The sequence below is a fragment of the Nocardia sp. CA-107356 genome (assembly GCF_050946365.1).
Classification (GTDB): Bacteria; Actinomycetota; Actinomycetes; order Mycobacteriales; family Mycobacteriaceae; genus Nocardia.
This window is the reverse complement of sequence record NZ_CP191992.1, coordinates 5,587,708-5,612,598: the sequence shown is the minus strand read 5'-3', so window position 1 is coordinate 5,612,598 and position 24,891 is coordinate 5,587,708. Positions and strand designations below refer to the sequence as shown.

Genomic DNA, 24,891 nt, shown 5'->3' with positions numbered 1-24,891 from the left:
CCGATAGTTCGGCTAGTAACGGCGGTGGGATAGCCGAAGCGGTGGATGTCGAAGCGGGCGTACGGCGACCGCACGCGCGGCCACGGGCCGCGCGTGCGCTCCGATGGGCGCGTTCCGATCCGAGAGTCGGTCCGGTCGAACAGTACGGCGAGGTCAGCGCCGTTTTATGCCGCCGCGTCTGTGCAGGTTATTCGGCACACGCGGCGGGACAGTCGGCGCTGGCTGTCCGCATCCGCCGCCCTGGTGTCTGATGATTGTCGATACGGCCAGGGTGGCCCTGAGTGCGGAATAGAACCGGTGTACGTCTAACTTCATAGTTCATAGTTCAAGTGTTAGTTGGCTAGAATCGTGTTACGTCCCCGCTACCCGAGGAGTCGTGTTGCCCCAGCAGAAGAGGGTCGGATTGACCGCGCTCGGCGCCGTGCTGTCACCGCTCGAGGGTGGCGGTCCGAAAACCGATGCCGTGGTGCAGCGGCTGTCTGCAGCGATCAGCCTCGGTGTGATGAGCGACGGCCAGCAGTTGCCGAGTGAGACCGATCTGGCCAACCAGTTGGGTGTATCGACGATGACTCTGCGGGAAGCGCTGGTCGTACTTCGGCAGCAGGGCATCGTCCACACCAAGCGTGGGCGCGGGGGTGGCAGTTTCATCAGCGCTTCGGCGGAGGTCTTCGAGAACACCTCGCAGGCACGCTTGCAACAGATGAGCATCCAGGAACTGCGCGATCTGGGGGACGAGCACTTCGCCGTCACCGGAGCGGTCGCCGTGTTTGCCGCGCGCCGCGGGTTGCAGGCCGATATAATCCGGCTCCGGGCCCTGGCCGACCGGCTGATGGGCAGCACCGACCTCGTCTCGGCACGCCGAGCCGACAGCCGCTTTCATATCGAGATGGCGGTGTGCGCGCAGTCCACCCGGCTGACCCGCGCCGAGGTCGGTCTGCAGGCCGAACTCTCCGCCCTGCTCTGGCTGCCGCGGTTGAAGCTGGACCCGGCGGCCGAGGCGACCGTCCATCGTGACCTGGTGGACGCGATCGAACGAGAAGACGATGCTCGGGCGAGAGAACTGGCAGAATCGCATACCGAATCACGCATCCGCCGCCTCGTCGCCTTACGCTTGGAGCTCAGTGATCGATGAGGGATACCGATAACTTTCCGGCCCCAGCGACCATCGAGTCGCTCGCTGATTCCGTTGCAAAACTGGCCGACGAGATCTACCTGTCGCTGACGACCATCGGGACCGCGCTGACAACCCTCTGGGATGGTCTCACCGAGAAGCCGCAGTCCGCTCCCCAGTCGACTGATCTGGCACCGCTGCGCGAGACCATTATGGGCGAGCTCGAGCGGCGCGGAAGGCTGTTCACCGGAGCGGGCGTAGTGATGGCCGACGGCGTTCTCGCCGATCGCCCCCGACACCTGGATTGGTGGCTTCCGGACGCGCAACGCCTGATATTGGAATTGAATCCCGATAGTGAATACTTCTACGACTACACCAAAATGGACTGGTTCATAGTTCCACGCGAGCAGGGTCGGCGATGGGTGCAGGGGCCGCATCTCGACTACGCGTGCACCGATGAGTACGTTTGCACATTCTCGATACCGGTCGCGAGCACATCGGGAACATTTCTCGGAATCGCCGGTGCCGATGTGCCGGTTGCCGCGATCGAGGAGGCCTTGCTCCCGCGATTCCAGGCATTCGGTCAGCGGATAGTGCTGGTCAATAGCGAAGGCCGCGTCATTATGGGGACCGATCCCGAATTCACGACCGGATCCAAGACGAGCCGGATGGACAGATCTGCTGTGACAGTCCCGGTCGAGGCGATGCCTTGGTCGTTGCATCCGCTGGGACCCACGCCATCCCGCTGAGCCTTTCCGGTAGGGGATCGCACTGTCGATCAGGCATCGTGGAACACCACCTTCTCGTCGATGGCGCGGCGGCCGATGCGGACATGTTTGCGGGGAAGGTTGGGTCGGGGTAGCCGACCGCCAGACCGCACAAGACCGAAAACTCTGTTGGGACAGCGAGCTGTGCGTGCACGATCTCGGGATATCCCGCGATCGAGACCTGGACGCAAGTTTCCAGGCCGTGAGCTGTCAGGGCCAAGAGCAAGGTTTGCACAAACATCCCTACACCGAGTGCATCGACACTGCCGAGATCGCGGTGCATGCAGACGATGCCGGCCAACGGCGCGCGGAAGAACTCCCAGTTGCGCAGCACCGCCACCCTTCTGGCGTCGATGTCTTCGCGAGCGGTTCCCATTGCCTGATAGCGCCCCGCGGTGGCCCGGAGGTACTCGCGATTGTGGACGGACGCGCGAGCGTTGCCGGGGGTAGGTGCGCGATACCGGCCGCGCCGATGCTTCACGCGGTGCCCGCGTTCAACTCCACAACGTCACATGCACTTTCGGGCGGAACCTCGTGACACCAACGCCGGACCCGCGGATCATCGCCTGGATGCATCGCGGGGTGGTGATGAACCGCAGCAGTTCCGAGACCGCGGGCTGGCGGGTGTCGGGTGGCAGGGTGGTCGCGCACCACTCATCGGATACCTGAAGGCCGGGTCCCTTGATATGGCTCAACCGGCCGGTCGCGAGGTCGGAGGAGACGGCGAAGCCGATCGTCAGGGTGATGCCCCCGACCCGGCGGACCTCTTCGAGGGCGGCAGCGTCGCTCTGGAATATCCGCTGGTGTGATTCGGGAATGGCCAACTCGCGCAACATCGTCGCGACGTGCCCGTCGACACTGCCGGCGCTCGGGCCCAGCATCCACTGCTGCTCCCGCAGCAGTGCCGGATGCGGTGCGAGGTCCGCCAGCGGGCTGTCGGGGCGCGCGACCGAAATGATCTGATACTTCAGAAACGGCCGGGCGCTGATGGTCGTGTCGGTGCTGTCCGGTCCGGGCCCCAGCGCGATGTCCACCGCACGGGACTCGATCAGGCTGCGGAATTGGCTGGTGGGATGCACACTCAGCTCGACCGACAGATCCTTCGCCCTGGCCGCGAACAGGTCGATGAGGCCGGGCGCCGCATGTTCGGCGAACGCGCTCGATGCCGCGATGCGCAGCAGTCGTCGGCCGTGCGCCGCCTGGCTCACCTCGATGGCGGTCTGGCGCTGCAGTCCGAGAATCTCGATCGCCCGGCTGGCCAGGCGCAGCCCACCGGGCGTGAAGGCCAGACCCGCCGCTGTGCGGGTGAACAGTGGGTCGTCGAGCTCTTTGCGCAGTTGGGCGATGTGGGTCGAGACACCGGCGTCGGACATCCCCAGCTCTCTGGCCGCCGCATGGACGGAGCCGAGCCGCGCCACGGTCGAGTAGGCCCGAAGCTGGGCGGGCGTCACAATCCGAGTCTACGTTGGAGGTGGACGCAGCGCCGACCGTCGCATCGCGTCTGGAGGACGCATTATGCAGGACGTGCTCACGGATCTGATGACAACCTGGAACGCCGGGGGCACGGCTGGGGTCGCGACGGTCGTGCGGACGTTCCATTCATCGCCGCGACCGCCTGGTGCGGCCATGGTGGTCGCTCCGGACGGGACGGTCGGCGGTTCGGTCTCCGGTGGCTGCGTCGAGGGCGCGGTCTACGAACTCGCCACCGACGTCGTCCGGACCGGTCGTCCGGTGCTGCAGCGCTACGGCTTCTCCGATAACGACGCATTCGCCATTGGTCTCACCTGCGGCGGCATTATCGACATCTTCGTCGAGGCGATCTCCCGGGAGACGTTTCCGGAACTCGGCGAGGTCGCGGCGGACATCGCCGACCACCGGCCGGTCGCGATCGCGACCGTCATCGAGCACCCCGACTCCGCCTGGGTAGGGAGACGGCTGCTGATCCGACCCAGCAGTGCGCACGGCACGCTGGGGTCGGCGCGTGCCGACGATGCGGTGATCGATGACGCGGGAGGGCTGCTCGCGGCGGGCCGCAGCGAGGTGCTGTCCTACGGTCCGGACGGGCAGCGTCGCGGCGAGGGCATGTCGGTTTTCGTCGCCAGTTATGCCCGACAGCCGCGGATGCTGGTGTTCGGGGCGATCGATTTCGCCGCCGCCGTCGCCCAGCAGGGATCGTTCCTCGGGTACCGGGTGACGGTATGCGATGCGCGGCCGGTCTTCGCCACCTCCGCCCGGTTCCCGACCGCCGATGAGGTCGTGGTCGACTGGCCGCACCGCTACCTGGCCGCGCAGATCGCGGCCGGCGCGGTCGATTCGCGGACGGTGGTCTGCGTGCTGACCCACGATCCCAAGTTCGACGTTCCGCTGCTCGAGGTGGCACTGCGTGCGCCGGACATCGGCTATGTCGGCGCCATGGGGTCGCGCCGCACACACGACGAGCGGCTGATCCGGCTGCGCCAAGCCGGCGTCACCGACGAGCAACTCGCCCGACTTGCCAGCCCGATCGGGCTCGATCTGGGCGGTCGGACGCCTGAGGAGACGGCGGTGTCCATCGCGGCCGAGATCATCGCTCGACGCTGGGGCGGGCACGGCCGCGCACTTGCCCAAACCGGCGGCCGGATTCACCACACACCGGGCGCGAACAGCGAATTAAGTGATTCCTTAACTCGGTCTTGACGACTGCATCGGCGGGGCAGAAGCTGAGCTTCTTCCGCTGATGTGAGGTAGATCACATGCAAGTTCCTGGGCCATTCGAATACGAGCGTGCAACGGGCGTGGATCACGCCATCGGACTACTGGACCGGCTCGGGGAGGAGGCGCGCATCGTCGCGGGCGGGCACAGCCTGCTGCCGATGATGAAGCTGCGTCTGGCCAATCCGGAATATCTCATCGACATCAACGACCTGGCCGCCGAACTGGGGTACATCGTCACCGATCCGACCCTGGTGCGAATCGGTGCGATGGTCCGGCATCGGCATATGCTCGAGTCCGACGATCTCGCCGTGGTGTGCCCGATCTTCCGTGACGCCGAGCGCGTGATCGCCGATCCGGTCGTGCGCAACCGCGGCACGATCGGCGGCTCGCTATGCCAGGCCGATCCGGCCGAAGATCTCTGCACGGTCTGCACGGTCCTGGGCGCCACCTGCCTGGTGCGCGGCCCGACCGGCGACCGGGAGATCGCGATGGACGACTTCCTGGTCGGTCCGTACGAAACCGCCATGTCGCACAGCGAACTTCTGATCGAGATCCGAATTCCCGTGCGGCACCGGACATCGAGCGCCTACGCGAAGGTGGAGCGCCGGGTCGGCGACTGGGCGATCGCGGCGGCCGGCGCGACAGTGACACTGCACGGCAACGGGACGATCGCGGCCGCGCGGATCGGTCTGACGGCGGTCAACCCCGATCCGTCGGCACTCGCCTCCTCGGTGGACGTGCTCCTCGGTGCGCCGCCCAGCGAGGAGGTTTTCTCGGAGGCGGGCCGCCGGGCGAGCGCTGCGTGCTCACCCACCTCCGACGCGCGCGGCAGCGCGGACTACAAGCGCCATCTCGCGTCCGAACTGACGATTCGCGTGCTGCGCACCGCGGTCGAGCGCGTACTGAATGAATCTGCGCCGGAAGGGAATTAGCCATGCAGGTAACCATGACCGTCAATGGCGAGCCGGTGACCGCGGAGGTCGAGCCACGCACCCTGCTCGTGCACTTCCTGCGAGATCAGTTGCGGCTCACCGGAACCCACTGGGGCTGTGACACCAGTAACTGCGGCACCTGTGTGGTGGAGGTCGACGGCGAACCGGTGAAGTCGTGCACGATGCTGGCCGTTATGGCCGGCGGACGTTCGGTGCGCACCGTCGAGGGGCTCGCGGTGGACGGCCAACTCGATCCGGTGCAGGAGGGCTTCATGCAATGTCACGGGTTGCAGTGCGGATTCTGCACGCCCGGAATGATGATCACCGCCCGCGCCCTGCTCGATCGCAATCCGAATCCCGACGAGCAGACCATCCGGGAGGCGATCTCGGGCCAGATCTGCCGCTGCACCGGATATACCACCATCGTGCGGTCGATCCAGTGGGCCGCGGCGAAGCAACGAGGCGAAGCGGTAGAGCCCGAACCCGCCACCACGTCGACACCGGTTGGGAGCGCGTCATGACCGCCGTCGAGTCCCGGCCCGAAGACCGTGTCGACAACGACCACAAGCCGTGCGGTCACGGCAGGATGCTCCGCAAGGAGGATCCGCGGTTCATTCGCGGACGCGGCAACTACGTCGACGACGTGTCGCTGCCCGGCATGCTGCATATGGCGATCCTGCGTTCCCCGTTCGCGCATGCGCGGATCGTGAGCATCGATATCTCTGCGGCACAGGCACATCCGAAGGTCAGGGCGGTCGTCACGGGTGCGGATCTGGCGGCGAAGGGACTGGCCTGGATGCCGACGCTGTCCAACGATGTGCAGGCGGTGCTGGCGACGGATAAGGTCCGGTTCCAGGGCCAGGAGGTAGCCTTCGTCGTCGCCGAGGATCGCTACTCCGCGCGTGATGCATTGGAGCTCATCAACGTCGAGTACGAGATGCTCGATCCGGTGATCGACGCCCGGACCGCACTGGCGCCCGGAATGCCGGTGATCCGCGACGATCTCGAGGGCAAACAGGACAACCACTGCTTCGACTGGGAGACCGGCGACGCCGCCGCGACCGAGGCGGTGTTCGCGCGCGCCGACGTCATAGTCGAGCAGGAGATCGTCTATCCGCGAGTGCATCCCGCCCCGATGGAAACCTGTGGTGCCGTCGCGGATCTCGATCCCGTGACGGGGAAGCTCACGCTGTGGTCGACGAGCCAGGCGCCGCATGCCCACCGCACGCTCTACGCGCTGGTGGCCGGACTGCCCGAGCACAAGATCCGGGTGATCTCACCGGATATCGGCGGCGGGTTCGGCAATAAGGTGCCCATCTATCCGGGATACGTCTGTGCCATCGTCGGGTCGCTGTTGTTGGGCAAACCGGTGAAGTGGATGGAGGATCGCAGCGAAAATCTCACCAGCACCGGGTTCGCCCGCGACTACATCATGGTCGGCGAGATCGCTGCCGACGCCAGCGGCAAGATCCTCGCCATCCGGTCGACCGTGCTCGCCGATCACGGCGCCTTCAATGGCCAGGCCGCGCCGTTGAAGTATCCGGCCGGCTTCTTCGGGGTCTTCACCGGTAGCTACGACATCGAGGCCGCCTACTGCAAGATGACCGCGGTCTACACGAACAAGGCCCCCGGCGGTGTCGCCTACGCGTGCTCGTTCCGGATCACCGAGGCCGTGTACTTCGTCGAGCGGTTGGTGGATTGCCTCGCCTACGAACTGAAGATGGATCCGGCCGAGCTACGGCTGCGGAATCTCCTTCGCCCCGAACAGTTTCCTTACACCAGCAAGACCGGCTGGGTCTACGACTCCGGCGACTACGAGAAGACCATGCGCCTGGCGATGGATATGATCGGCTACGACGCCTTGCGAAAAGAACAGCAGGACAAGCGCGCCCGCGGCGAGTTGATGGGCATCGGAATGTCTTTCTTCACCGAGGCGGTCGGCGCGGGTCCGCGCAAGGATATGGACATCCTCGGACTCGGGATGGCCGACGGCTGCGAGCTGCGCGTCCATCCGACCGGTAAGGCCGTTGTGCGCCTATCGGTTCAGACTCAGGGGCAGGGGCACGAGACGACGTTCGCCCAGATCGTCGCCGAGGAGCTCGGCATACCACCGGACGACATCGACGTCGTGCACGGCGACACCGATCAGACTCCATTCGGCCTCGGCACCTACGGCACCCGGTCGACACCGGTCTCGGGCGCCGCTGCTGCACTGGTTGCGCGGAAGGTGCGTGACAAGGCACGGATCATCGCGTCCGGCATGCTCGAGGTCTCGGTCGCCGACCTCGAGTGGGAGAAGGGCTCGTTCCACGTCAAGGGCGATCCGTCCGCGGCCGTGACGATCCAGCAGATCGCGATGCGAGCACATGGCACCGGTGATCTGCCCGAGGGCATCGAGGGCGGACTCGACGCGCAGATCTGTTACAACCCGGAGAATCTCACCTACCCCTATGGTGCGTACTTCTGCGTCGTCGACATCGACCCGGGGACGGCCGTGGTGAAGGTCCGGCGCTTCCTGGCCGTCGACGACTGTGGAACCCGGATCAATCCGATGATCATCGAGGGTCAGGTGCACGGCGGTCTCACCGATGGTATCGGCATGGCGCTGATGGAGATCATGGCCTTCGACGAGGACGGCAACTGCCTCGGCGGATCCCTGATGGACTACCTCATCCCGACCGCGCTCGAGGTTCCGCACTTCGAGACCGGGTACACGGTCACCCCGTCGCCGCACCATCCGATCGGCGCGAAAGGCATCGGTGAATCGGCCACGGTCGGATCACCACCGGCGGTAGTCAACGCGGTGGTGGATGCGTTGGCGCCGTTCGGAGTTCGGCACGCCGACATGCCGCTGACGCCGTCGCGGGTGTGGGAAGCGATGCAGGGCCGGGCCACACCGCCCATCTGAGCGGATGCGAGCGATGGGATCACCGATGAAGTTGACCGAGCGTGCACAGCAGCTGGTCCGCACCCGGACTCCGTTCGTGCACGCGACCGTCGTGCGCGCGCAGCAGCCGACCTCGGCGCACGCCGGGGACGAGGCGATCCTGTTGCAGGACGGGACGATCGAAGGATTCGTCGGCGGCCAGTGCGCCCAGAACTCGGTCCGCAAGGCGGCGCTGGGTGCCCTGCAGTCGCACGAGAGTGTGCTGCTGCGCGTGCTGCCCGACGGCGATCTGCAGTTTCCCGAAGCGCCCGGCGCGGCAGTGGTGGTAAATCCCTGTCTATCCGGCGGAGCGCTGGAGATATTCCTCGAGCCGCAGATTCCGGCACCGCTGATGCGCATCTGGGGCGCGACACCCATCGCGGACGCCCTGGCCGAAATGTGCGAACTGGTGGGATTCGGGGTGCAGCGCAGTACTGCCGGAGCCGACTCGCTGGATTCGCTGGCCGATACGACAGCGGTGGTGATCGCGAGCCACGGAGGCCCGGAAGCCGAGATGATCCGCGCCGCGCTCGACGCCGGTGTGGGCTATATCGGATTGGTGGCCAGCAGGATTCGGGGTGCGTCGATTCTCGACGAGCTCGGATTGACCGACGCCGAGCGGTCGCGCGTGCGCACCCCGGTGGGTTTGCCGATCGGCGCCAAGACCTCCGCGGAGATCGCCGTCTCGATTGTCGCGCAAGTGATCCAGGCGATCCGCAAGGGTGGCCTTGTCGTCGCAGCCCGCCCGGCGAGCGTCATATTCGAGGCGCTCGATCCAGTGTGCGGTATGACCGTGACGGTCGGGCCGGACACACCGCATCTCACTATCGACGATATCGACTACTGGTTCTGCAGCTCCGGCTGCCGCACCTCCTTCGCCGCGGCGAAGACGGGCTCATGACAATCGGGCTCGTCACCGGAGTCGTACTCGCCGCGGGAAGCTCACGGCGTCTCGGCACCGCGAAACAGTTACTGCCGTATCGGAATACGACCGTTCTCGGCGCCACCCTCGAGGTGGTGCGATCCTGCGCTTTCGATCAGATCATCGTCACCCTCGGCGGCGCAGCCGCGGCGGTCCGGCAGCAGGTCGATCTCGCCGGGCTGGAGGTGACCATGGCCGACGACTTCGGTTCGGGCTGTTCGTCGTCGTTGCGTTCGGCCCTGAACTCGGTGCATCCCCGGGCCGCCGGAATCGTGCTGATGCTCGGTGATCAACCGGGTCTGTCGGCGGCGACCGTCGACCGACTGATCGGCGAGGGAACGACCGCCGCGATCACGGTCTGCCGGTACCACGACGGTATCGAGCATCCATTCTGGCTGAGTCGCAGCATATTCGGCGAGTTGGACCTTGTGCACGGCGACAAACCCGTGTGGAAGATCATCGAGTCGGGGCGCGTCCCGGTGTCTCGACTCGACATCGACGCACCGATGCCCCTGGACGTGGACACCTGGGACGACTACGAGCGCCTGCGGGACGCGACGTCGCCATGATGTCGCCGTTCGACGATATCGAGGACGTGGTGCGACGATTCGACGCCGACGACTACCTGCTCGATACCGGGACCGCCGCCGCCTTCTATCTGGCCACCACGTTGGGTCGGCCGCTGCTACTGGAGGGCGAACCGGGAGTGGGCAAGACGACGGCGGCGAAGACCCTGGCCACCGTGCTCGGTGCACCGCTGATCCGCCTGCAGTGTTACGAGGGCCTCACCGTGAGCGAAGCGCTGTACGACTGGAATTACCAGCGTCAGCTGCTCAGCATCCGGCTCGCCGAGGCGCGCGGCGCCGACCTCACCGAAGCCGACCTGTTCACCGAGGCATTCCTGGTGGACCGCCCGATCCTGCGCTGTGTGCGATATCGCGGTCCGACGCCTCCGGTGCTGTTGGTCGACGAAATCGACCGTGCCGACGACGAATTCGAAGCGCTGCTGCTCGAATTCCTCGGTGAGGCCACCGTGACAGTTCCCGAGCTCGGGACCTTCGTCGCGGAGCATCCGCCGCTCGCGGTGCTGACCTCGAACCGCAGTCGCGACCTGCACGACGCGCTGCGGCGGCGCTGCCTCTACCACTGGATCGACTACCCGGAGCCGGCCCGCGCGGTGGCGATCGTGCGCCGCACCGTGCCCGGGGCAACCGACGCGCTGATCGAGCACGCCACCCGATTCGTCGGCCGCGCCCGCGATCTCGATCTCGACAAGCCGCCCGGCGTCGCCGAGACGATCGACTGGATCGCCGCGCTGGCGATGCTCGACGTCGCCGATCTCACCGCGGCGGAGGCGGTCGCCGCGCTGAGCGCACTGGCGAAGACCCCCGACGACTGCGCCACCGTGCGCGCGGCATTCGTCGAATACACCCAAAGCCTGGCTACCGGATGAGAGGGAAACTCCGATGAAGATCGCCAACGAGTTCACCGTCAACGCACCCGTCGAGCAGGCATGGGAGGTGCTGACCGATCTCGAACAGGTGGTCCCGCTGATGCCAGGCGCACAGATGCTCGGCTGGGAGGGAGACGACTTCCTCGGCAAACTGAAGGTCAAAGTCGGCCCGGTGACCAGCGAATTCACCGGGAGGGCGAATTTCGTCGAACGCGACGAACACGACCATCGCGCCGTCATCAACGGCAGCGGCCGGGATTCACGCGGATCCGGAAACGCCGCGGCGACCATCACCACGCGACTGCGCGAAGACGGCGACAAGACCCGCGTCACCGTGGACACCGACCTCAAGATCGTCGGCAAGTTCGCCCAATTCGGCAGCGGGATGTTGCAGCAGGTGTCCGAGAAGCTGCTCGGTCAATTCGTCGCATCCCTGGAAGCGAAACTCGCGAAGGGCGATTCGGCCGCCGCGGAGCCGGCAGTCGGGCCGGACAGCCGAGGGATGCGGGCGCAACCAGTCGCACAGCCCGAGCCGGCGCCGCTCGACCTCGTCGATCTGGTCGGGCCCGCGATGATCAAGAAGTATGCGCCGGCGATCGCGTTCGTACTGGCGGCCGTGCTCGCAATTGTCCTGGTACGCAGGCAGATGCGCGGGAAGCGATGACACGAGCGATACTGCTGCGCGGCGTCGATCTGGCCGCGTTCGCTGTTGCGGTGGTCGCGCGGCTGCGCCGTGGTGGCGTCGCGGTGGCGCCGAGCGGTCCCGCGCTGTTCGTGCAAGCCTTGCGCCGCATGGCGCCGCGGACGCGCACCGAGCTCTACTGGGCTACGCGGCTCACGCTCGTCGATCGCATGCAGGATCTCGCCGCCTTCGACGCGGTCTTCGCGATGGTGTTCGCCGATGCGGTGCTGGGTATGGACCCGCCGAGCCGAACGCGCGGACTGCCGACCGAACGCGCGGCGGCGCCGGGCACGGGCGGTACGTGGCAGTCCCGGCAAGGCGGTGAGGTCCCTTGGGCGACACTGCAATCAGCGACCGGCGTCGACCGATCGACCGACCAAGGTGTGGCGCTACCGGACGTACTGCCGAGCCGGCTCGCGGCACGAGCACAGGAACCGTTCGCCCGCTTCGATCCGGACGATCTGCGGACGGTCGGCGCCTGGCTGGAGCAGGCGTCGGCGCTCTGGCCGCAGCGCAGCAGCAGGCGCTACGAAAACCATCCGCACGGCAAGCGGATCGACTTCCGGGCGACGATGAACAACTCCCGCCGCACCGGCTGGGAGTCAGCGGTGCTGGTCCGCACTCGTGCCCGTAGCCGCCCGCGCCGAATCGTGATGATCTGCGACGTCAGTCGCTCGATGCAGCCGTATTCGACGATCTACCTGCACCTGATGCGGGCCGCAATGCTGCGCCGTTCGCCCGATCGCCCCGAGGTTTTCGCATTCTCCACGTCGCTGACCAGGCTGACCTCGGTGCTGGCGCATCGTTCCCCGGATATCGCGGTGGCCCGGGCCAACGACAAGGTGGTCGACCGCTACGGTGGCACGCACATCGGCCGATGCCTCGGCACGCTGCTCACAACTCCGTCCGGCAACGCGGTGCGCGGCGCCGTCGTCGTCATCGCATCCGACGGCTGGGACAGCGATACCCCCGATGTCCTCGCCCGTGCGATGGCCCGGATCCGACGCCGGGCTTGGCGCGTCATCTGGCTCAATCCCCGTGCGGGCGACTCCCGATTCCGGCCGGCCGCCGGTGCAATGGCGGCGGCCCTGCCGTACTGCGACGTCATGATGCCGGCGCACACGCTGGCCGGCATACACGCGTTCATGCACACTCTGGCATCGACGACTGTCACCTGAAGGTAGAACCGACACCGTCTACCCACACTCACCGGCGACAAGGCGGAAGACTGATGGTGCATGACATCCGGAGTACTTACTCGTTGTCGACGCGGCACCAGCAAGCACGCACGTCGCGTTACACCTCGGTACCTCCCCGGCGAACGTATAATTCTCACGGCATCGTTTAGGGCACGTGCCTTTTGCGGCGGGGCGTGCGACGCCGCGCAGGATGGATGACGACCCGTCGGCTGGCCATTGCACAGTGGCACGACCGGGTAGTTCGCGCCGGGTGCCGCTGGCCTCATCGTTGAGGGCGATGGCATCCGGGGTTGAGTAAGGCAACAAACGATAAAGCGTGAGAACGGCTATTACATCTGGTGCCCAATTACCGTTCGAGACGGCGCCGCTGCCTCGGTCCCGCTGCGGTGAGGTCCCCGACGCCGCCGCTCCCCAGGGAAAGCGAGGATACCGATGGCTACTCATCAGGCTGTTCACGTGCAGTCCGCCGGTGCGGCATTGAAACTGGTCGATGTTGAAACGACCTCACCGCCTCGCGACCATGTGCGCCTCGCGGTCTCGGCGTGCGGGATCTGCGGCACCGACCATGCGTTCGTCAGCGGCGGGTTCCCGAACATGGCGTGGCCGCTGACACCTGGGCATGAGATCGCCGGCACGATCGCCGAACTCGGGGCCGGCGTCGACAACTTCGTCGTGGGTGACCGCGTCGCTGTGGGCTGGTTCGGCGGGCATTGCAACAAGTGCGTCCCCTGCCGCAAAGGCGACTTCATGTACTGCCGGAACGTGCAGGTCCCCAGTTGGCAGTACCCCGGCGGATACGCCGAGTCGGTGACCGTACCGGCCAATGCGCTGGCCCGCATCCCTGACGAGCTTTCCCTGGTCGAGGCCGCGCCGATGGGGTGTGCCGGAGTCACCACCTACCACGCGCTTCGCGAAACCAGGGCGGTGCCAGGCGATCGCGTCGCCATTCTGGGGATCGGCGGCCTGGGCCACCTCGGCGTGCAGTTCGCCCGCGCGATGGGCTTCGAAACGATTGCGATCGGCCGCGGCGCGGGCAAAGCCGAGGACGCCCACGCGCTCGGCGCCCACCACTACATCGACTCGACCGCCGTCGACGTCAGCAAAGCGTTGCGGGGGCTCGGCGGTGCGTCGGTTGTGCTGGGGACCGTGGGCAGCGCCACAGCCATGGCCGAAACGGTCGGTGGGCTGCTACCGCGCGGTGAGCTCATCGCCATCGGCGTCACAGCCGAGCCACTGCCGATCAGCCCGATGCAGCTGATCGGGTCCGGACTCAGCGTTACCGGCCACGCCTCCGGCACTGCGCGCGATATCGAGGAAACGATGCAATTCGCGGTCCAATCCGGCGTGCGCACGCGAATCCAGGAACGGCCGCTGAATGAAGCCGCCGAGGCATTTGCCGCAATGGAAGAGGGACGGGCCCGATACCGCATGGTCCTCACGGTCTGACTGCGCGTGATGGCCCGGACATTGCTTCTCATGGCGTTTCTGGCGTCGATAGCGTTGGGAGGCAAGAAATCTACCGTGTCCGGGCGTTCGAGGATGCGCTATCCGCTGGACTTGCTGATCGCGATGTCGTTGTAGGGCGCCAAGTACATGCGGACCTTGTGGGGCCCGAAGTGGCAGTTCTACCGCGGATAGATGATCTTCTCGATGACCTCGGTGCGGGGTGGCGTTCGGTCTGGTCCGCAGTCGTCCGGACCGATGACGCAGCCTGTGCACCCCTCGGTCTCGTAGCGACGCGGCCAGGTGCAGCAGATCCGAAACCCCTTATGGTTGCGACGACGCGGATCGGCTCGTTGGGCGCAGGGAGCCGAGAACCCTTCGACATCACATCATCCACGCCGTACGTTGGTCGGAAGGCAGATGTAGCGGAGGGAATCGCGATGCGCGTTGATATCGAATTCACCAGTGGCACAGTGACGTTGCGGGGCTGGCTGTATCGGCCGGAACAGGCGCAGGGCAGCGTCGGGTTGGTGGTGATGACGCACGGCTTCGCGGGCGTGAAGGAATGGGTCGCCCCATTCGCTGAAGTGTTCAGCAAGGCCGGTCTGGCTTGTCTCGTCTACGACCACCCTGGATTCGGGACCTCCGATGGCGAACCGCGCTACGAGGTCGACCCTGTCGCGCAGATCGAGGGCTACCGCGATGCCATCACCTTCGCGCAGACCCTGGACGGTATCGACCCGGAACGCATCGGCATCTGGGGAACCAGTTTCGCGGGCGGCCACGTCCTGGTCGTCGCGGCGACCGACCGGCGTGTCCGTGCCGTCGTGTCACAGGTGCCACTGACCAACGGCTGGGCCAACTTCCGCAGTTTGGTGCCCTCCATCATGCTGCCCACCGTCCATGCGGCCATCGCCGCCGACCGCCGAGCCCGCGCTGCAGGCAAACCGCACCAGACGATCAAAGCGGCCTCCGATGATCCCACCGAACTCGTCGCGATGCCTGGTATCGAGGTCTACAACTGGTTGATGGCCAACGGCCCGCAAGTCCCTACCTGGCGCAACGAGGTCACCCTCTCCAGCGTCGATAAGTTCCAGTCCTACGCCCCGGAAGCGTTCCTGCACCGCGTATCCCCGACGCCTCTGCTGATGGTGATCGCCGATCAGGACACCCTGACACCCGCCGATATCGCTCTGCAGAGCTACGCCCAGGCGCTGGAACCCAAACAGCTGGCTCTGATCCCTGGCCCCCACTTCGCCGTGTACGAGGAGCAGTTCCAACGAGCATCCAGCATCGCCCGCGACTTTCTGCTTGCCAAGCTCAGCTAGCGATCGCGTGGTCGCCAACCATGTCGAGCGATAGCGAGAACCGTCGGTGTCGCCGCTGACCGAACCGAGTAGCCGACTCTGAGCACCGGGATGAACTCTGGTCGTCGCGGCCCGCGCCTGGCTGGAACCGACACCGCCATCGCTGACCGATGACGCCGTGCCCGGCCTCGGGGTGCTTGTCGGGCCGGCGCGGCGTATCCCTCGAAGTAGGCCTCGCGAACAGGCATACGAGCCATCGCCGCGGGTCTGCGCCAGGGCACAGGTGGTTAGTTGTGTGCGATGTCGATGAGTTGTTGGTGTAGCCAGGTCAGGGGTGTGGCGCCGTTGGGGTTGATGGTGTAGTGGGGGTAGCTTTGGTGGATTCCGGATTTGAGGAAGTCGTCGATTTGTTGTTTGCGTTGTTCGTAGGCGGAGTTGTTGAGTTGGTCGTGGAGTAGGCCGAGTCCGCCGGCGGCGAGGGCGTCGGCGATGAGGTTGCCTGCTTGTTGTTGGTAGGTGCCGAATTGGGTGGGGTCGGGGTTGGAGATCTGGGCGAGGAATCCGGCGATGCGGGCGGCGTAGTCGCCGTCGGGGGTTGCGCAGTAGAGGTCTCCTACGGCGCAGAATGTGTAGGTTTTGGGGGTGAGCCAGCCGAAGCCGCCCAGGCGTGGGCCGCCGGCGCCGGCGCCGGTGACGGGTGGGCCGATGAGGTTGTCGGTGGGGGAGCGGCGGGGGTCGGAGATGAGTCCGACCAGTGTGACGCGGTCTGGTGTTATGGCGCCGAGTCCGGTGCCGATTTCGGCGGCGAGGTCGCCGGCGGCGTCGGCGCCTTGGCTGTAGCCCAGGAGTGCGAATCGTGTTGTGTTGCAGTGTTGGGCCATGGTGGTGACGAGGTCGCGGGCGTTGTCGAGGGCTTCTCGTTTGGAGCGGCCGTATACGTCGCCTTCCCAGGGGAAGGCGGTGGCGGCGTAGGCGACGTAGTCGGTGTGGACGTCGCCGGGTAGGTCGTTGGCGACGGCGGCGAGCATTCCTTGGCCGGGGTCGGATTTCGATGTTTCCCAGGTGCCGGGGACTGCGACGACGTAGATGTCGGGGCAGGGTGGTGGGGCTGCTTGTGCGGTGGGGGCGCCGCTGAGGGGGAGGGCGGTGGTGATCAGTGCGGCTGCGCAGGCGGCGGCGGTGTTCCATCGAGAAAACATCGTGTACTCCCGGGTTTTCGCGGCTGGGTGCGTTGTTAGTTCGGCGAAGGTTACTTCGCGAGTGTAGAGGGCGGGTGGTGATAGTGCTGGGGTGGCAGGTTGGTGGTGTGTCCGCCCGCCGGAGACGGACCGCCGGGTGTCCCGTCTTGGGAGAGCTACACCCACACCAACCAGTAACCGGGATCGGCGTGGTGTGCTCGATATGGGCCGCCGTACCGTCGGCGTCGACGAGGTCGGGGGCCAGCAGCAGCGGCTGGTCGTCGGCGTAGAGGTTGGTAGGTGAGGATTCCGAGTCCGGCTTCCGCGTAGGGCAGCGCGGTCGCCAGATAGGCAGCGCACCTGGGCCTTCGGCACGTCTAACGCGTTGTCCCGCGGCGGTGCTGCCCTGGCGGAATTCGCGGCGTCTTCGGCCGTGGCGTCGATGATCGGCTACGGGTCGATGGTGGGCGTGTCGGTGCCGTGCGATACCGGTGGGTGCTCCTAACCTGAAACAGGCAGGCACCGGCCAGCTTTGGACTGGTCGGTGCCTGCCTCCAGGCGGATATGGAAGCAGTGCCGTCAAATGCCTTGTTGAGCGGGGGCGACAGGGCTGGTGGATCGCCTTGGCCGAGCGTCCACGCGCTCTGTGCTCGGAAGATGATGGTGCGCTTGTCGTCGGCGATCAAGGCAACACCAAACGGTGCGTTGTCGGGTACATCAGCAACCTGGAATTTTGCATAGATGACTACACCGGCGGCGACCGCTCAACGTTGCGGGTTGGTCCTCGGTTGCTGTTGCCGGCGCAGTCCGTCGACCGAGAACTAAGGGATCAGATCCAGCATGGTGGTGGTTTTCACCTGCATGATCGCGGTGTTGATCGCTACCGCAGACGCAAGCACAAGGCTGGCCATCGGTTCGCGCAACGGCTTGTCGATCACCAGCGCGGAGGTTTCGGCCGTCACGATCGCTCGTTCCAGGCCGGCCGTGGTTCTGATGATCCGGGCGATTTCCGCATCGGTGTGATCGACGATCGTGAACCTTCGCGGTTCGAGCAGCCGGTCTGCTGCCTCGGACAGTCCTTTCGCCGTCGCAGACCGCAATGCACATGTCGGCCACGCCTCGGTTGCTGATCTCGGTCAGGACGGGCAAGCCAGAATTGCGTGCCGTCACCGGACCACGGGGTATCCAGGCGACCCCTATGACCACGTAGATCGGCCAGTTCGGACGGAAGCCCATGGGGTGGGCGATATCCACCCCATGGGTGGCTATCGCCAACGGCACACATGGCCGAATCTATTCATGCAAGCCGACGAAATCTCTCACACGAGGAAAGACACGCATCCTGTGCATCTCATCGCCGTCATTGTCCTGACTGCAGTCATCGCCGGTCTCTTGCGCTGGTTGGTGATTCGAGAGCGGCGTCGCAGCCTGATCCATCTCCCCAACGGACCGCAGAATTGGATGCCCGATCTCGTTTACGCCCAGCTGCGTCCGATGCGGCTGCGTGGCCCGTTTATCGCACTCACCGCGCTCTGGTCGGCGCTGCTGATCACCGAGATCGCAACGAATCCGGACGCGAGCAATGTGATGCTCTATGTCTATTCGGTCGCGCTTGTTGCTTCGGCCGTCAACCTCACCACGATGCACCTCCGATGGCGGTTCGCGGACGGGGTCTTCGACGATCTTGCCCGCCCTGCAGGTAGGTGAGTCATGGTCGTGGTCATCATTGTGCTGATGTTCGTACCGGTCGTTATCGGATCTGTGCTCGTGTGGCGGTATATGCGTCCTGTCCGAGTGTTCGAATCTGCCGACAAAGGCGCGAATCGTGAAATCGGCCGCGCGTTGAAGGCCCGCGAGCTACCCCCGGACGTGACTGCCGAATCGTGGATCCCACGCATGGAACAGGCGCAATATGCAGCCTCGCGCCAGCGCGTGTTGTATACCGGTCTCGCCGCGCTGTTCATGGTGCTGCTCGCCGCCGGTATCGGAGGCGGTCTGCACCCGACGGACTGGCGACTGTACTGGTATTCGGTGTCGATCGTCGGTTGGGCATGGACCGCATACGTCGCACACCGCAACGCGCGCACCGCCGATCATCTGTTGCACCAACTGGGTGAACTCTCCGTCTGACTCGCCAGCTCGTGGGGAGCTTGCGGTCCATACCCATGCCGTATCGCATCCGCTGGCGACGGTCGTCCGGCTGCTGCGGACCATGCCGCGCCGGCGGTGACGAGCCGGAAATTGGGGCAACATCCTTGTCGTACGCAACATCCTTGTCGTACAACGTCTTCCGGATTTATGGGGTACTGTCTGCGGGCCCCGGGCCGCTTGCGGCCAGCTGCGCGGGACAGTGTTGTCGTACTCCGGAATCGAGGCAAGCGCATGAACCACAAGCTCTGGTTGCTCAGGCGATCCGCCACGGTCAGTGCTCATATGCTGGGTGAGAAGATCACCCGGCCGCAGGCGCGGTCCATCGACGATGTCCCGGTTTCTGGCGAAGAAATCGCTCCCGAGTGGCTGACGGCTGTCCTGTGTCGCGATGTCCCCGATGCCGAGGTGCTGTCGTTCGACACATCCAACGGCAGCCGCGGCACGTCAACCCGGGTCGCGATCCGGGTGGACTACAACGACGTGGGCACCCAGGCGGGATTGCCCACGGAGCTGTTCGCGAAGACGACTACGGCCTTCAGCCAGCGCATACTGCTCGGCGGCGGAAAGATGATCGAGGGGGAGACCCGGTTCTTCCGGGACTTCCGGCCGCGAGTCGAGATGGAGGCACCGATCGGCTACTGGGGCGCCTCCGATCCGTCGTCGTGGCGGTCGATCGCGCTGATGGAGGATATCGGCGCCACGCGCGGTGCCGTGTTCAGCGAGCCGACTGCTCCCATCGCCCGCGACCAGATCGAAGATCTGGTCCGCAATCTCGCCCGGTTACACGGCACGTTCTGGGAGGACTCGTCTATCGCGGTCCTCAATACCCCGGCCTATATGCTCAACGCTTATCTCGCCGCGATCGATATGAAGAAGCGCTGTGAGGTAGGCCTGCGCCGGGCGGAAGAGGTCGTTCCCGATGCCTTGCATGGGCAGAGCGAGCGGTTGTGGGCGGGTGTCGAGCGGGCCATCGCGATCGCGACCGACGACGTTCCCGCGACCTTGTTACACGGCGACCCGCACATCGGGCAAACCTATAAGACTCGCGAGGGGCGAATGGGATATGTCGACTGGCAGGTGGTGATGCGTGGCGGGTGGGCGCACGATTTCGCCTATGCCGTCAATTCCGGATGTGAGCCCGAGGACCGGCGTGCGTGGGACCGCGAACTGTTGGCGGCGTACCTGGACGAGCTGGGACACGCCGGCGGCGAGGTGCCGTCGTTCGACGATGCCTGGTTGCTGTATCGGCAGCAGTCCATGTTCGCCTACGCGGCATGGGCTTTCACCATCGGCCGTGCGGCGTATCAACCCAAGATGCAGTCGACCGAAACATGTTTGACGCTGTTGAAGCGCATCACCACCGCGATCGACGATCACGATTCGTTGGGAGCCCTCGGCGTCTAGTCCCGCCGGGAGGGGTGCGGTACTTGCGGGCGTCAGGTACCGCACCCGACCATCGCCCGCGTCGTGCCTGCCTCGGCAGTCCATGCGCATCGCCGACTACCGCAATTGCGTAGTCGCCGGCCTGAAGCTCACGTGCGTGAAAGAGATTCTGCCGGGCTGGTTTCGAGTGCTGCGTTTTCCGCGATGCCATTGACCGGTTCCTGCCGAGGCGGCAGGATTACTGCGCTCTTCGGAGCAGCGGCTCGGCACAGCGCAGTCCACAGCAACCTGCAATATGAACAGTCTGGAGTCTTCTTCTTGAGTACGCCGCAGTCCCAGGTGCGCCCACAGTCGTGCCCGGTCATCCACGGCTCGCCAATCGCTTCGGACGGCCCGCGAATACCGCTGCACTCGCCGGAGTTCGCCGTCGATCCGCACCATGCATACCGTGAAATGCGAAGACAGTACGGCTCTTTGGCTCCGGTCGAACTGGCGCCCGGCGTGCCCGCCACGCTGGTGATCGGCTACAACGCCGCGGTACGAATCCTCAACGATCCCGATCACTTCCCCGCCGACCCGCGCGCCTGGCAGAAGACGGTCCCCTCCGACTGCCCGATCCTCCCGCTGCTGGAGTGGCGTCCCATGGCCAGCAGAAGCACCGGGACCGACTTCGTGCGGTATCGGCAGGCGATCAGTGCGAGCATCGACGCCGTGGATCTCTACGCCATGCACGACATCGTGGAGAATATCGCGACCCCCCTGATCAACAGCTTCTGCCAGACGGGCCGCGCGGAGCTGATCAGCCAGTACGTGTACCCGCTGGTATTCGAAGTCGTCAATTCCATGCTCGGCTGTCCGCCGGAGATCGGGCAGCAGGTCGCCGCCGGTACGGCCGCGTTGCTCGAGGGGGTCGATGCCGAAAAAGGCAGCCAGATGCTCGGCGTGGCACTGATGAATCTGGTGACCCTCAAACGAACGGAGCCCGGAAACGACATCACCTCGGTCCTGCAACAGCATCCGGCCGCGCTGGATGACGTGGAGGTGTCGCATCATGTATCGCAGGTCTACGGTACGGGCATCGAGTTCGAACTGAATCTGATCGTCAATACCCTCCTGCTGATCCTCACCGACAACCGTTTCGGTGACAGCGTCCTGGGCGGGAATCTGTCCTCGCGGGAGGCCTTGGATGAGGTGTTGTTCGATGACCCGCCGCTGGCGAACCTGCTGATCACCTACCCTCGTCAGCCGGTTCTCGTCGATGGCGTGTGGCTGCCTGCCAATCAGCCGGTCGTCATCAGCATGGCCGCCTGCAACAACGACCCTTCCATCCGCACCGATGACCTGTCAGGTAATCGCTCCCACCTGGCTTGGGGCATCGGCCCACACGCCTGCCCCGCGCAATCCCTCGCCTATTTGATCGCTCAGGATGCCATCGACCAGCTCCTCGATGCCCTACCCGAAATCCGGCTCGACGTATCGGACGGCACGCCGACGTGGCGGCCCGGGCCGTTCCACCGGGCATTGACGGAACTGCCGGTGACCTTTCCACCCGCCCCTCCGTTGAACGCGAATATCGAACCCGTGCGCCCACCGGACCCGTACGCAACCGGACGCTAGCGGGTGCCGCCCGTTGGTTCGCTCAGGACCCTTGGCGGAGCTTGTCAGTGGCGTGAGATGTTCTGCGGGGTAACGGAGTTCGGCCTGCTTCGAGTTGAGATCGTAGCCGGTGACGAGTTTGTCGAGAACCCGATGCTGGGGACTCGTTCGCCCGACTCGAGCTGGTGAACGACCCCACGACGCGCCAAGTGATGGGAAACCGGGGCTTCAGTTATCGCTTGCGGACCCACAACCATGAGGCGACGACGGCGATGAGTACCGATGGTTTGCCGAGCAGCATGGTCCCCAAGGCCAGGGCCGTGATCTGATCGGCGGCATACAGCGGCAGGAGTATCAGCACATGGAGCGCCCACATCACGGCCCAGCCCGCGGTCAGGCGTCTGTGCTTCCGGATCCGGGGCTGATCGACATCGGCGGGTTCGATCCGGATGCGTTGGCACACATGCAGGCTCAACGGACGGCCCCGGATCAGGGTGGCGCCGAAGGCGACAGTCAAGACCGCGCAGCCGACGATCTCGGGTAGGAAGAAAGCACGGCCCTCACCGGTGAACAGCACCAGCGCCGAATAGGCGGTGACAGCAGCCAGGGCGGCCGTGACGACCTTCGGTGAATCACCGCGCCGCAGCCGCCATCCGGCGAGCAGGGCCGCCGCGGTCAACGTGGCCGCAACCGCCGGACCGGTCCCGAACAGTTGATATCCGACCAGGAATACCGCAACCGGCGTGACGGCGTCGACGAGGTGTCGAACGCCGCCACGCGCGATGACAGCCTGCCCGAGTGCCCTGGCGGCCGACGGTATTCGCGCGGAGTCGCGCGGCGGCCCGGACCGGCTGTCGTCGAATGCCATTCGGTCAACGGGCGGGACGGGGGCCGACGATGGAGGCGCGTTCCATGATGCGCACCTGGGGCCAGTAGTCGCTGGCGGCGTAGTGCTGGACGGCCCGGTTGTCCCAGAACGCGACGGTGTCGGGCTCCCACCGCAGCCGAACCTGATGCTCGGGGGCGTCGGCCGTCCGGCACAACCGGTCGATCAGCTCACGGCCCTCCTCGAGGTCCAAGCCGTGGATCCGGTCGGCGAAGACCCGGTTGACGTAGAGGTGCTTGCGGCCGGTGACGGCGTGCGTGCACACCAGCGGGTGGGCCACCGCCGGATGCTCGGCGCGCATCTTCTCCCGCTGCTCATCGTTGAGCATGTGCCCGAACGCGCGAATGAAATCATGGACGGCATCGAGGTTTTCGATACGCGCCCGGGTGTCCTCGTCGAGGGCGTCGTAGGCGGCGTACATATCGGCGAACAGCGTGTCCCCGCCGATCGGGGGCACCGAAATCGCATGCAGGACAGCGCCCATCGACGGCTGCTCGCGCCAGGTGACGTCGTGGTGCCAGGCGTTCTCGAAACCGCCGACCTGGGCGCTCTTTTCGAATCGCACGAGTTCTGGCTGGGCGGTGTTGGAGGGGATGAACGGGTGGACCTCGAGCGTGCCGAACCGTCGCGCGAAGGCCACGTGCCGTTCCGGAGTGAGCGACTGGTCGCGGAAGAACAGCACTTTGTACTCGTGCAGCGCCTGCCGCAGTTCGACGATCACCGCGTTCGGCAGCTCGGTGGTCAGGTCCACCCCGGAGATCTCCGCACCAAGGGTTGCGCCGACCTGGCGGGCGTCGAAATGCTGCCAGCTCAGCAGGGCGAGCCGGTCACGCTCGGCGGCGACATGTGTGAAAGGGCCGGACCAGACCGGGTATCCGGGGAGCTGAACGGTGCGGGGCGTGAATCCGGCGGCCGGGTCCTTGTCGGCGATCACGGACATGGCGACCTTCTTTCTCGGAGGAAGCGAGGCTGTAGTCAGTCGACTACAGCCGGTGTGAGCTACTGTAGTCGTATGACTACAGAGGGTGCAAGGACGTCTCCCGACGACAGCAACCCGCTCGGTCGCGACGCCGTGGTGTCCGCGGTGCTCACCCACGCCGCGGATCTGTTCGCCGAACGCGGCCCGGCCGCGACGTCGATCCGAGACATCGCCGAGCGGGCGGGGGTGAACCACGGACTGGTATTCCGGCACTTGGGCGCCAAGGACAAGCTCGTGGCGGCCGTACTCGATCACCTCTCCGCCGAGACTGCCGGGTTCGCCGATACCGGCACCTTGTCGCCGGATGACCCCCGACTGCGCCGGCACTGGATCGTGCTGGCACGCTGCATTCTCGACGGCTACCCGGTCGGACAGATGCAGAGCCGATTTCCTGTCATCACGGCCCTGATCGACCAGGCCCGCTCACATCGAGCCGACGACCGCGACGCCGCCCTCTCTGTGGCACACGCTGCGGCGTTCGTACTCGGCTGGCAACTGTTCGAGCCCTTCCTGCGCAACGCCGCCGGGCTCGACAGCATCCCGAATGCTCAACTGCGGCAGGCCATCCACGCCGAAGCCGTCCGGATTCTGTGTGGCAGCCCGCAACCATCCCCGTCCGGCCAAAACCAATAGCCCGGATCGCGCCGTCTCGGCTTCCCGGTCCGAACAGGTCGACGTCGAACCGACGGCCGGATCCAGGACATCCTCGATTGCCGTTGGGCGGGCATTCGAGTGCGAAATGCGCTGCGGCACAGTACATCCGCTTCTGCCGATTATCGTGTGTCGCTACGGGCGGTATTCGTCCGAAAATCGGTCGATGCAAGTTATCGGACACGCGCGGCTTCCCACGCGTTTCTCGACACCGCCTGGCGCGGCCACTCGACGAACTCCGCGCGCCCGGGGCAGATGTTCAAGAACCGAACGATTTCCAACACCCGACTTGCTGCTACTCGATGGCGAGCCGGGCGGCCTCGACGAACTGCTCCACGGGCACCTCGGTCGACTCGCCACCGCCGGCGGCGGTTCCTCGAACTGGATGTTGGATGCGTAGTGCCCCAGCGTCACTCGATTCGGCAGTCGGGGGTGCAGGACGCCGGCAGCCGCTGGCCATTCTCAATACCCAGCTGTCGAGAATCGATCGTTATTGCAACATCTGACGAGCTCCGGTGTCTAGGCCGAAATCCGTTGTTACGCATGGCTACCGGGACCCTCTTCCGGTGGAGAGGTCGCATACCCGCACGGTGCCATGCCGGCTGCCGGTGATCACGGTCGGGCGGTGATC

The 24,891-nt window shown here is 65.7% G+C and carries 24 protein-coding genes; 18 read left to right on the top strand and 6 right to left on the bottom strand.

The window, feature by feature from the left end; translation table 11 throughout:
- Window positions 1–379 precede the first annotated feature (379 nt).
- Window positions 380–1,132 (top strand): FadR/GntR family transcriptional regulator, encoded by a 753-nt coding sequence (locus ACQP1G_RS25435; protein ID WP_433192093.1) that lies wholly within the window; start codon window positions 380–382, stop codon window positions 1,130–1,132.
- On the top strand, window positions 1,129–1,860 hold the full coding sequence (locus tag ACQP1G_RS25430; RefSeq protein WP_433192092.1) for a cache domain-containing protein: 732 nt from the start codon (window positions 1,129–1,131) through the stop codon (window positions 1,858–1,860). The genes ACQP1G_RS25435 and ACQP1G_RS25430 overlap by 4 nt, the downstream gene beginning before the upstream one ends.
- Here the strand turns inward: ACQP1G_RS25430 and ACQP1G_RS25425 are convergent.
- Together ACQP1G_RS25425 and ACQP1G_RS25420 are read right to left on the bottom strand one after the other, a co-directional pair.
- Window positions 1,754–2,119, bottom strand: a complete 366-nt coding sequence (locus ACQP1G_RS25425; protein ID WP_433208795.1) for a hypothetical protein — start codon at window positions 2,117–2,119, stop codon at window positions 1,754–1,756. The genes ACQP1G_RS25430 and ACQP1G_RS25425 overlap by 107 nt on opposite strands.
- A gap of 253 nt (window positions 2,120–2,372) precedes the next feature.
- Complete coding sequence (locus ACQP1G_RS25420; protein WP_433192091.1) at window positions 2,373–3,329, bottom strand: LysR family transcriptional regulator; 957 nt, start codon at window positions 3,327–3,329, stop codon at window positions 2,373–2,375.
- A 64-nt stretch (window positions 3,330–3,393) separates the two neighbouring features.
- Here ACQP1G_RS25420 and ACQP1G_RS25415 point away from each other — a divergent pair, with 64 nt between their 5' ends.
- The 11 genes from ACQP1G_RS25415 to ACQP1G_RS25365 all read left to right on the top strand — a co-directional run bounded on the left by ACQP1G_RS25415 (window position 3,394) and on the right by ACQP1G_RS25365 (window position 15,457).
- On the top strand, window positions 3,394–4,554 hold the full coding sequence (locus ACQP1G_RS25415; protein ID WP_433192090.1) for an XdhC family protein: 1,161 nt from the start codon (window positions 3,394–3,396) through the stop codon (window positions 4,552–4,554).
- 56 nt (window positions 4,555–4,610) lie between these two features.
- Window positions 4,611–5,504 carry an FAD binding domain-containing protein gene (locus tag ACQP1G_RS25410; protein WP_433192089.1) on the top strand — a complete coding sequence of 298 codons (894 nt, stop codon included), beginning with the start codon at window positions 4,611–4,613 and terminating at the stop codon, window positions 5,502–5,504.
- Between the two features lie 2 nt (window positions 5,505–5,506).
- Window positions 5,507–6,025, top strand: a complete 519-nt coding sequence (locus ACQP1G_RS25405; protein ID WP_433192088.1) for a (2Fe-2S)-binding protein — start codon at window positions 5,507–5,509, stop codon at window positions 6,023–6,025.
- A complete protein-coding gene (locus ACQP1G_RS25400) occupies window positions 6,022–8,412 on the top strand; it encodes an aerobic carbon-monoxide dehydrogenase large subunit (RefSeq protein ID WP_433192087.1) in 2,391 nt (796 codons plus the stop codon). The genes ACQP1G_RS25405 and ACQP1G_RS25400 overlap by 4 nt, the downstream gene beginning before the upstream one ends.
- A gap of 25 nt (window positions 8,413–8,437) precedes the next feature.
- Entirely contained in the window at window positions 8,438–9,331 is an 894-nt protein-coding gene (locus ACQP1G_RS25395; protein ID WP_433192086.1) for an XdhC family protein, read from the top strand.
- Window positions 9,328–9,921, top strand: a complete 594-nt coding sequence (locus ACQP1G_RS25390; protein ID WP_433192085.1) for a nucleotidyltransferase family protein — start codon at window positions 9,328–9,330, stop codon at window positions 9,919–9,921. The genes ACQP1G_RS25395 and ACQP1G_RS25390 overlap by 4 nt, the downstream gene beginning before the upstream one ends.
- Entirely contained in the window at window positions 9,918–10,805 is an 888-nt protein-coding gene (locus ACQP1G_RS25385; protein ID WP_433192084.1) for an AAA family ATPase, read from the top strand. The genes ACQP1G_RS25390 and ACQP1G_RS25385 overlap by 4 nt, the downstream gene beginning before the upstream one ends.
- Before the next feature lie 13 nt (window positions 10,806–10,818).
- On the top strand, window positions 10,819–11,469 hold the full coding sequence (locus ACQP1G_RS25380) for an SRPBCC family protein (RefSeq protein ID WP_433192083.1): 651 nt from the start codon (window positions 10,819–10,821) through the stop codon (window positions 11,467–11,469).
- Window positions 11,466–12,665, top strand: coding sequence for a vWA domain-containing protein (locus tag ACQP1G_RS25375; RefSeq protein WP_433192082.1), 1,200 nt, complete (start codon window positions 11,466–11,468; stop codon window positions 12,663–12,665). Before ACQP1G_RS25380 ends, ACQP1G_RS25375 begins: the two co-directional genes overlap by 4 nt.
- A gap of 453 nt (window positions 12,666–13,118) precedes the next feature.
- On the top strand, window positions 13,119–14,132 hold the full coding sequence (locus ACQP1G_RS25370) for an alcohol dehydrogenase catalytic domain-containing protein (protein ID WP_433192081.1): 1,014 nt from the start codon (window positions 13,119–13,121) through the stop codon (window positions 14,130–14,132).
- Window positions 14,133–14,569: 437 nt separating this feature from the next.
- Window positions 14,570–15,457, top strand: coding sequence for an alpha/beta hydrolase (locus tag ACQP1G_RS25365; protein ID WP_433192080.1), 888 nt, complete (start codon window positions 14,570–14,572; stop codon window positions 15,455–15,457).
- A gap of 266 nt (window positions 15,458–15,723) precedes the next feature.
- Here the strand turns inward: ACQP1G_RS25365 and ACQP1G_RS25360 are convergent, their stop codons facing one another.
- The gene (locus ACQP1G_RS25360) at window positions 15,724–16,635 is read right to left on the bottom strand and encodes a cutinase family protein (RefSeq protein WP_433192079.1); all 912 of its coding nucleotides are present in this window, start codon (window positions 16,633–16,635) and stop codon (window positions 15,724–15,726) included.
- 800 nt (window positions 16,636–17,435) lie between these two features.
- Window positions 17,436–17,576 (bottom strand): hypothetical protein, encoded by a 141-nt coding sequence (locus tag ACQP1G_RS25355; protein ID WP_433192078.1) that lies wholly within the window; start codon window positions 17,574–17,576, stop codon window positions 17,436–17,438.
- A 277-nt stretch (window positions 17,577–17,853) separates the two neighbouring features.
- Here ACQP1G_RS25355 and ACQP1G_RS25350 point away from each other — a divergent pair, with 277 nt between their 5' ends.
- The 4 genes from ACQP1G_RS25350 to ACQP1G_RS25335 all read left to right on the top strand — a co-directional run bounded on the left by ACQP1G_RS25350 (window position 17,854) and on the right by ACQP1G_RS25335 (window position 21,765).
- Window positions 17,854–18,321, top strand: a complete 468-nt coding sequence (locus ACQP1G_RS25350; protein WP_433192077.1) for a hypothetical protein — start codon at window positions 17,854–17,856, stop codon at window positions 18,319–18,321.
- Window positions 18,322–18,324: 3 nt separating this feature from the next.
- Window positions 18,325–18,744 carry a hypothetical protein gene (locus tag ACQP1G_RS25345; RefSeq protein ID WP_433192076.1) on the top strand — a complete coding sequence of 140 codons (420 nt, stop codon included), beginning with the start codon at window positions 18,325–18,327 and terminating at the stop codon, window positions 18,742–18,744.
- A 303-nt stretch (window positions 18,745–19,047) separates the two neighbouring features.
- Window positions 19,048–20,169 carry an aminoglycoside phosphotransferase family protein gene (locus tag ACQP1G_RS25340; RefSeq protein ID WP_433192075.1) on the top strand — a complete coding sequence of 374 codons (1,122 nt, stop codon included), beginning with the start codon at window positions 19,048–19,050 and terminating at the stop codon, window positions 20,167–20,169.
- A gap of 432 nt (window positions 20,170–20,601) precedes the next feature.
- Complete coding sequence (locus tag ACQP1G_RS25335; protein WP_433192074.1) at window positions 20,602–21,765, top strand: cytochrome P450; 1,164 nt, start codon at window positions 20,602–20,604, stop codon at window positions 21,763–21,765.
- A 211-nt stretch (window positions 21,766–21,976) separates the two neighbouring features.
- On the opposite strand, the gene ACQP1G_RS25330 is transcribed toward ACQP1G_RS25335, so the two are convergent.
- Complete coding sequence (locus ACQP1G_RS25330) at window positions 21,977–22,612, bottom strand: DUF3159 domain-containing protein (RefSeq protein ID WP_433192073.1); 636 nt, start codon at window positions 22,610–22,612, stop codon at window positions 21,977–21,979.
- Between the two features lie 4 nt (window positions 22,613–22,616).
- Window positions 22,617–23,570 carry a TauD/TfdA dioxygenase family protein gene (locus ACQP1G_RS25325; protein ID WP_433192072.1) on the bottom strand — a complete coding sequence of 318 codons (954 nt, stop codon included), beginning with the start codon at window positions 23,568–23,570 and terminating at the stop codon, window positions 22,617–22,619.
- Window positions 23,571–23,642: 72 nt separating this feature from the next.
- Between ACQP1G_RS25325 and ACQP1G_RS25320 the strand changes: the two genes are divergently transcribed.
- Window positions 23,643–24,242 (top strand): TetR/AcrR family transcriptional regulator, encoded by a 600-nt coding sequence (locus ACQP1G_RS25320; RefSeq protein WP_433192071.1) that lies wholly within the window; start codon window positions 23,643–23,645, stop codon window positions 24,240–24,242.
- Window positions 24,243–24,891 lie beyond the last annotated feature (649 nt).

Bases quoted from the DNA above. Each gene is read 5' to 3' on its own strand.
- ACQP1G_RS25430 (WP_433192092.1), top strand. From the start codon at position 1,129: ATGAGGGATACCGATAACTTTCCGGCCCCAGCGACCATCGAGTCGCTC.
- ACQP1G_RS25425 (WP_433208795.1), bottom strand. From the start codon at position 2,119: ATGTTTGTGCAAACCTTGCTCTTGGCCCTGACAGCTCACGGCCTGGAA.
- ACQP1G_RS25415 (WP_433192090.1), top strand. From the start codon at position 3,394: ATGCAGGACGTGCTCACGGATCTGATGACAACCTGGAACGCCGGGGGC.
- ACQP1G_RS25410 (WP_433192089.1), top strand. From the start codon at position 4,611: ATGCAAGTTCCTGGGCCATTCGAATACGAGCGTGCAACGGGCGTGGAT.
- ACQP1G_RS25405 (WP_433192088.1), top strand. From the start codon at position 5,507: ATGCAGGTAACCATGACCGTCAATGGCGAGCCGGTGACCGCGGAGGTC.
- ACQP1G_RS25400 (WP_433192087.1), top strand. From the start codon at position 6,022: ATGACCGCCGTCGAGTCCCGGCCCGAAGACCGTGTCGACAACGACCAC.
- ACQP1G_RS25395 (WP_433192086.1), top strand. From the start codon at position 8,438: ATGAAGTTGACCGAGCGTGCACAGCAGCTGGTCCGCACCCGGACTCCG.
- ACQP1G_RS25390 (WP_433192085.1), top strand. From the start codon at position 9,328: ATGACAATCGGGCTCGTCACCGGAGTCGTACTCGCCGCGGGAAGCTCA.
- ACQP1G_RS25385 (WP_433192084.1), top strand. From the start codon at position 9,918: ATGATGTCGCCGTTCGACGATATCGAGGACGTGGTGCGACGATTCGAC.
- ACQP1G_RS25380 (WP_433192083.1), top strand. From the start codon at position 10,819: ATGAAGATCGCCAACGAGTTCACCGTCAACGCACCCGTCGAGCAGGCA.
- ACQP1G_RS25375 (WP_433192082.1), top strand. From the start codon at position 11,466: ATGACACGAGCGATACTGCTGCGCGGCGTCGATCTGGCCGCGTTCGCT.
- ACQP1G_RS25370 (WP_433192081.1), top strand. From the start codon at position 13,119: ATGGCTACTCATCAGGCTGTTCACGTGCAGTCCGCCGGTGCGGCATTG.
- ACQP1G_RS25365 (WP_433192080.1), top strand. From the start codon at position 14,570: ATGCGCGTTGATATCGAATTCACCAGTGGCACAGTGACGTTGCGGGGC.
- ACQP1G_RS25360 (WP_433192079.1), bottom strand. From the start codon at position 16,635: ATGTTTTCTCGATGGAACACCGCCGCCGCCTGCGCAGCCGCACTGATC.
- ACQP1G_RS25345 (WP_433192076.1), top strand. From the start codon at position 18,325: ATGGTCGTGGTCATCATTGTGCTGATGTTCGTACCGGTCGTTATCGGA.
- ACQP1G_RS25340 (WP_433192075.1), top strand. From the start codon at position 19,048: ATGCTGGGTGAGAAGATCACCCGGCCGCAGGCGCGGTCCATCGACGAT.
- ACQP1G_RS25335 (WP_433192074.1), top strand. From the start codon at position 20,602: ATGCGAAGACAGTACGGCTCTTTGGCTCCGGTCGAACTGGCGCCCGGC.
- ACQP1G_RS25330 (WP_433192073.1), bottom strand. From the start codon at position 22,612: ATGGCATTCGACGACAGCCGGTCCGGGCCGCCGCGCGACTCCGCGCGA.
- ACQP1G_RS25325 (WP_433192072.1), bottom strand. From the start codon at position 23,570: ATGTCCGTGATCGCCGACAAGGACCCGGCCGCCGGATTCACGCCCCGC.
- ACQP1G_RS25320 (WP_433192071.1), top strand. From the start codon at position 23,643: ATGACTACAGAGGGTGCAAGGACGTCTCCCGACGACAGCAACCCGCTC.